Source organism: Rhizobium skierniewicense (assembly GCF_014196515.1).
Classification (GTDB): Bacteria; Pseudomonadota; Alphaproteobacteria; order Rhizobiales; family Rhizobiaceae; genus Agrobacterium; species Agrobacterium skierniewicense.
Genome location: NZ_JACIDV010000024.1, coordinates 21,291 through 27,619, shown reverse-complemented (window position 1 = coordinate 27,619; position 6,329 = coordinate 21,291). Strand labels below are relative to the sequence as shown.

The window sequence follows — 6,329 nt, the reverse complement described above, 5'->3', positions numbered from 1 at the left end:
TCAGAATGCCGATGATCTGTTCGTCTGTAAAACGGTTACGCTTCATTCCCTGGTCCTCTCAATGGGCCAGAGCTTACTTCAAAATGGATTATTTCAACGGGGCAAGGTCAGCACGGCTCCCTGGTCCGGTGGTATGAGACGATTGCGGAGGCGATACCCGATAGTGTGGTCTGAGATTTGCTGCAAACACCTCCGCCGATCGCGACGACCGGCGTCCCTCATCGATATGATCTTGCAGTATTCGACAGGTTCATCGGCCGCTTGCCCCGCGCAGAGTTGAGATAACAGGGCATCCCTACGCCGGTGCATTGCCGGTCGATCTATATGTGATAATGTCCTTTATCATATATAGATCAGTATCTTACTACGGGTCGTTCGTGGCGCTTCGCCTTGATGAGAGTCGAACCAGCGACCTGCAATTTTAAAGGCTTAGGCGGCCCAGGGATTGATAACTCTCAATCCGGCTGCTTCAAATGGGCTTGTATCTCGCGTCGCGACCGCGAGATGGCTTTCTGCAGCCGTAGCAGCAATGTGTCCATCAGCCTTCCCGATCGCCTTTCCGGATGTTCGGCCGCTGGCCATCAGGTCCGCGTAGAACTGGGACGTACCTGCGTTAAAAGGCAGAATGCGCCCGTCAAAAATCGGTAGAACTTCACCTTCAAGGCGATCGTGGAGAATTGTCTGGCGCTTCCCCGATGGCATTGAGGCAATCCCGAAACGAAGTTCGGCAATTGAAATAGCAGAAATGAATAGCGTTTCGATGGCCTGCGCATCCAGCCAAGCCAGCACAGCGGTGTCAGGAGCCGGCTTCCAAGGCTCAGATATTACATTAGTGTCTAGCAAGATCATTCGAAAGTCATCGGTACTGCCGGAGTCCTGTCGCGCTGTTGTTGCAGCGCTTCGACGTCGCTGTTTGACATTTCGGCGTCACGGCCAATGGCCGCGAGAAGCGAGCCGAGTTTCACGCGTCCAGATGGACGAACAGCGGCTTCGAGAATGTCACGAATTTCGGCCTCCGTACTACGACCGTGGTAAGCTGCTCTTGCGCGTAACGCCCGATGAGTTTCATCAGAGAGGTTTCTTATGGTCACCGCCGCCATTTATCCAATCCTATCAACATCTTTATTGTGATATCAATACCACAGAAATGATAGCGTTCTCAAGTCGTACTATGAGAAGGACACGGGTAATTGTGCGCGGTCGTTCGCCTTAATAGGACACGAACCATCGACCCGTTAGGGGAATCCGACTGAAACTTGTCAACCTGGCAACAAGCCCACTTCTTTATAGCTATCGATCATCGCGTCGAAAAGCGCAACGTCGGACCGACTGCGGGCATGGAGCTGCGCTCCCGCGACGGCGGCGAAGATCGCCCTCGCCCTCGAATTGCTCGCCGTCTCATCTGTCAGACCGGCGTCGATAAGCCGTTCCGCAAGCCAGGCGATGTTCACGTTCGCGAAGGTCTGCACCTGCTTTCGGACCGGTTCGGGAAGATCGTCATATTCTGCGCCGAGAAAGCTACCGAGGCAAAGGCGATTGCCATTCTCCAGCGACATCCGGAACGTCTCGGGATACTTTCGCAGAGCAGCCGTCGGATCACCCTCCGCGTCGGCGACCTCTACAAGCCAAGCCTTTGTATCCTGCCAATAACGCTCGGCAATCGCGGCTGCGAGATCCGCTTTGCTCGGAAAGTGGTGGTAAATGCTGGCAGCTTTGATGCCGACTTTGGCTGCCAGTTCGCGCATGTTGAGTCCCCCATAGCCGTGCGCCTGAGCGCTCAGTCGTCCCGCTGCAAGGATAGCCTCTCTGGCATTGCCGCTCAAAATATCGCTCCTTCGTCCCAAGCTAACAAATGTTAGATAGGGGTTGACGAATGAAATGTAAAGTCCTAACTATTTCAAACCTACCAATCGTTAGTTAGAGAGAGTGTTATGAGCAACAAACTGATTTTTTCCGATGCCAGCAAGCTGGCAGAACTCATTCGCAATAAAGACCTATCGCCTGTCGAAGTGGTGCAAGCCCATCTCGACCGCATCAACGCAGTCGACCCCCAGGTCAAGGCGATTGTGACTGTCGCTGACGGTGCGCTTGAAGCAGCCCGTCAAGCTGAAGCCGCAATTCGTGCTGGTGAGGAACTGGGGCCACTGCATGGCGTGCCCTTCACCGTCAAGGATTCGATCGACACTGCCGGTGTCCTCACTCAGCGTGGTTCACCGATCTTTAAGGGCCGCACCCCCGATCGCGATGCGACAAGCGTCGAACGCATGAAGAAGGCAGGCGGTATCCTTCTTGCCAAGACCAACCTTCCGGAATTCTCTTATTGGATCGAGAGCGACAACCTGCTGTCCGGGCGTTCCAACAATCCATGGGATTTGGAGCGCACGCCAGGCGGTTCGAGCGGTGGGGAGTCCGCTGCCATCGCTGCAGGCATGTCGCCGATCGGTCTGGGAACTGACCTTGCAATCTCCGTCCGCGGTCCTGCTGCACAGACCGGAATCACCTCGCTGAAAGCGACCCATGGCCGCGTGCCGATGACCGGCATCTGGCCGCGTGCACCGCGCCGCTTCTGGCACGTTGGCCCAATGGCTCGTTCAGTGCGTGACATCGCACTGGCCTTCTCTCAACTCGCCGGAGCCGACGGACAGGATGCTTTCTCCTCAAGTACCGTACCCTTCGATGCCGGCATTGGCCGACAGCCATATCGCCAGCTTCGCGTGGGTTGGATGGTAGGACCAGGATTCGGCCCTGTCGATCCCGAAGTTACCACCACCGTCAAGGCTGCTGCCGGAGCGTTGAAAGACCTGGGTATCTCGGTGGAGCATGTCGGCATCCCCGCCCTGGAGAAGGATTTCGCACTTGACGTATTTAACCGTCTCCATGTCATGGAAATGAAGCCAGCCTTCCGCGAAGCGACCGAAGGTCGTCGGGAAGACGAGCTTTACAAGATGGCAAAAACAATGCTGTCCCTGCCCGACACCTCCATGGAGGATTACATCGATGCCGAACAGGCCGCCGAGCGCTTACGAGATGGCTATGCGGATTACTTCTCCCGCTACGACGCTCTCATCACCCACGTCTTGCCAATTCCAGCCCACAAGCATGGCGTCGAGGAATTTGTCATCGATGGTCAGACAGTCGACGCAACCTACCTCCAGGGCGCTACCGTACCTCTCAATGTCACGGGTCTCCCAGGCGTTTCAATGCGGTTCGGAACAAGCAGGGAAGGTCTGCCGATCAACGTCCAGATTGTCGGCAAGTGGCAGGCAGAGTCAACGATCCTGCACGTCGCATCCCTCTTGGAGGCCGTAAGCGCGACGCGCGGCCTGCGTCCCACGCTCTGAGCGCTATTGTCTATCGGGCACGGCCTTCTCCAGTGGAAGACCGTGCTCCTTCGCCACCTCGGCGATCAGAAACCTCAGCCATCTGTGTGCCGGGTCGCTGCGGTAGCGAACATGCCAGCCGAGCTCTACAGGAAAGGTGCCGAGATCGACAGGCGCCGGCAATGTTTTGAGCCTTTCGTCGCGCGCAAGGCGCTCGCAGATCAGGCGCGGCAGCGTCGCACAGTAATCGCTGACGGCGACCATTTCCGGAACCGCTAGGAAGTGCGTGACCGACACGGCCACCTGGCGCTTGAGGCCAGTCTGCTGTAACGCCTGGAACAGGCCGATGCGCATCCGGCCGGGCGGCAGCACGTTGACGTGCTTCATATTCTCGTACTGCTCTTGCGACAATTGATCTTTCACATCCGGATGATCCTTTCGCACAACGCAGGCGAGGCCATCGTCCATGATGTGCTGCACCACCATGTTGTCCGGCGGATCAACAATCCTGCCGAGCACCATTTCCGTCGCGCCGGATACTGCTCCGGTCTCTACCAGATCGTTACCGAAGGGTATCAGACGTAACCGGATACCCGGCGCGAGATCCTTCAGCCGAGCAACGATGATCGGCATCAAAACGATCTCGACATAGCTGTTGGGAGCAATAGTGAACTGGCGCGTCGCGAGAGCCGGATCGAACGCCTGCTGTCCGCCGATTGCGTCGTCCAGGCTGGAGAGCGCCGCACGCACGATCGGCGCAAGCTCCTTGGCCGTCTGTGTCGGCTTCATACCGTACCGCTCGCGGATGAAGAGCGGATCGCGAAGTGTGTCGCGCAATCGGTTCAGTGCATTTGACAAAGCGGGCTGGGTCATTCCGAGCCGCTCTGCGGCACGGCTGACATTGCGCTCGTCCATGAGGGTCAGGAAGACAGGCAGAAGGTTCAGATCGTACTTCATTCAGTCATATTGCTGGCGATATATCTGAAATCAAGAAGATAAATTTCCGAAATGTCTATCGAGGGTGCATCTTTCTCTCATCCGAACAGTCGGACAGATCGGAAGGATCCGCCAAATGAAAATCCTCATGGTTCTCACCTCGCACGACCAGCTCGGCAACACCGGCCACAAGACCGGCTTCTGGCTCGAAGAATTCGCCGCGCCCTATTACACTTTCCTTGAAGCCGGCGCCGACATCACAGTCGCCTCACCGAAAGGAGGCCAGCCGCCGCTAGATCCAAAGAGCGACGAACCGCACTTCCAGACCGAGCAGACGAAACGTTTCCACGCCGATCCGGCCGCGCAGGCCGTGCTGACATCAACCGTGCCGCTTGCCTCCGTATGGCCGGATGATTTTGACGCCGTCTTCTACCCAGGCGGCCATGGACCGCTCTGGGACCTGGCGGAAGACAAGGACTCGATCGCGATCATAGAATCCTTGTATCGCTCCGAAAAACCGGTCGCCTTCGTCTGCCACGCGCCGGGTGTTCTGCGCCACGTCAAGGCCGCCGACGGCGCGCCGCTGGTGAGGGGCAAAAAGGTGACCGGTTTCAAAAACACCGAAGAAGACGGCATCGGCCTGACCAACGTCGTGCCGTTCCTCGTCGAGGATGTGCTGAAGCAGAATGGCGGCGTCTACTCCAGCGGGGCGGACTGGGGATCCTATGCTGTCCAGGACGGGCTCCTGATTACTGGCCAGAACCCCGGCTCCTCCGTTGAGACTGCACAGATCCTTATCAATATCTTGCAGACTGCTTCCTTGACCGGCCAGCGGGCACTCTCCGACTGAATGTGTCCGTCGGAGCGGCCCGCGTCGTACTACCCGCAATTCTTCCCGCCGTTGCAGAAATAGCCTGACGGCACAATATCTCGAACGACTCATCCGATTCAACTGACAATCAAGTCAATCGAGTCAATCGAGCCGTCAGCGCTGAAGTCGTTGCCCATCAAGCAGGTCATGCCGTCTAGGGTCTCGCCATCCCGCTCATGCAAACGTCGGGCTAATGTGACCTAACGGAGGCCCAACCCCTTGGGAGTTTAGAGGTTCAGCTACTCCGTCAGAACTTGAGATTTTGGCGCTCATGACCGTTTGTGGGCTATTATAGCCAACTTATGGACCTGTGGCGGCTTGGCCATTCAAGTGGGCATCCCGTCCGCCCTTATCGTCAAAAGTGTCGAAGATAGCGAACGAACTTGGACCTTCCTGGATTGCGTACCGGGAAATCGTGCCCGGCTCCGCGTTTACTAGAGGAATGGCTGATCGCAGAAAATCGGCGACGATCAGATCCTGAACTATGCGAGCTAACGACCAAACAGGCCGCTAGTTATCGAAGCTTTTACTCAGCCGCGTCGACCCCAAAAATCTTCCGGCTCTCCCATTCTTGTGGCGTCAGCGTCTTGATGTCGAACTGGTCGCGGGTGCGAGCATAGGTATGTCCGCCCATGCGGCCAACGGCGTCCATCATCTGTTGGTCGATATGCAGATTGGACGTGTTTACTGCCTCGCTACGCACGAAGACGCCGACGACTTCGCCCAGGATGATCTCGCGGGCGGGACCTACCTGCAAGGTGGTATGACGACGGCACTCAAGCGCTGCGGGCGCTGCGAGAATGCGTGGGCTAGCCACCATTTCACCCGGCACGGTTTCGAGACCCGCCTCCTCCATCTCATTGATGTCGGGACCGAATTTAATGGCGCATATCTCCATCTGGTCCACGAGTGCGCTGTCGCAGATATGCACGGTGAATTCGCCGGTTTCGCGAATGTTGCGCGCCGTATCCTTGAAGCGCATGTCGGCGTAATTCTCGACGCCGATCGCAACGATTGCCGGATCATGGGTCAGTACATTGAAGAAGCTGAACGGCCCGGCATTGGGGCGGCCTTCTCTGTCGACCGTTGTCACAAGCGCAATCGGACGCGGGATCACCGTGCCGATCAGGATCTTGTAGCGCTCGCGCTCGGTAAGCCTGGCGAAATCGAAATGGGTGTGGGCAGGGGTCGTGTCGGTCATT

7 protein-coding genes are annotated in these 6,329 nt (G+C 57.1%); 2 read left to right on the top strand and 5 right to left on the bottom strand.

The features are described 5' to 3' along the window. Positions 1-429: 429 nt before the first annotated feature. The 3 genes from GGQ73_RS22555 to GGQ73_RS22545 form a co-directional block, all read right to left on the bottom strand. Entirely contained in the window at positions 430-849 is a 420-nt protein-coding gene (locus tag GGQ73_RS22555; RefSeq protein WP_183897961.1) for a type II toxin-antitoxin system VapC family toxin, read from the bottom strand. Continuing rightward, the gene (locus GGQ73_RS22550; RefSeq protein WP_183897960.1) at positions 846-1,100 is read right to left on the bottom strand and encodes a FitA-like ribbon-helix-helix domain-containing protein; all 255 of its coding nucleotides are present in this window, start codon (positions 1,098-1,100) and stop codon (positions 846-848) included. Before GGQ73_RS22550 ends, GGQ73_RS22555 begins: the two co-directional genes overlap by 4 nt. Positions 1,101-1,259: 159 nt before the next feature. Continuing rightward, entirely contained in the window at positions 1,260-1,823 is a 564-nt protein-coding gene (locus GGQ73_RS22545) for a TetR/AcrR family transcriptional regulator (protein ID WP_183897959.1), read from the bottom strand. A gap of 108 nt (positions 1,824-1,931) precedes the next feature. Here GGQ73_RS22545 and GGQ73_RS22540 point away from each other — a divergent pair, with 108 nt between their 5' ends. After that, positions 1,932-3,341, top strand: coding sequence for an amidase (locus GGQ73_RS22540; protein ID WP_183897958.1), 1,410 nt, complete (start codon positions 1,932-1,934; stop codon positions 3,339-3,341). A 3-nt stretch (positions 3,342-3,344) separates the two neighbouring features. On the opposite strand, the gene GGQ73_RS22535 is transcribed toward GGQ73_RS22540, so the two are convergent. Further along, on the bottom strand, positions 3,345-4,277 hold the full coding sequence (locus tag GGQ73_RS22535; protein WP_183897957.1) for a LysR family transcriptional regulator: 933 nt from the start codon (positions 4,275-4,277) through the stop codon (positions 3,345-3,347). A 115-nt stretch (positions 4,278-4,392) separates the two neighbouring features. On the opposite strand from GGQ73_RS22535, the gene GGQ73_RS22530 reads away from it, so the two are divergent. Then, positions 4,393-5,106, top strand: coding sequence for a type 1 glutamine amidotransferase domain-containing protein (locus GGQ73_RS22530; RefSeq protein ID WP_183897956.1), 714 nt, complete (start codon positions 4,393-4,395; stop codon positions 5,104-5,106). 547 nt (positions 5,107-5,653) lie between these two features. Here the strand turns inward: GGQ73_RS22530 and GGQ73_RS22525 are convergent. Next, the gene (locus GGQ73_RS22525) at positions 5,654-6,328 is read right to left on the bottom strand and encodes a flavin reductase family protein (RefSeq protein ID WP_183897955.1); all 675 of its coding nucleotides are present in this window, start codon (positions 6,326-6,328) and stop codon (positions 5,654-5,656) included. Position 6,329: the final 1 nt, after the last annotated feature.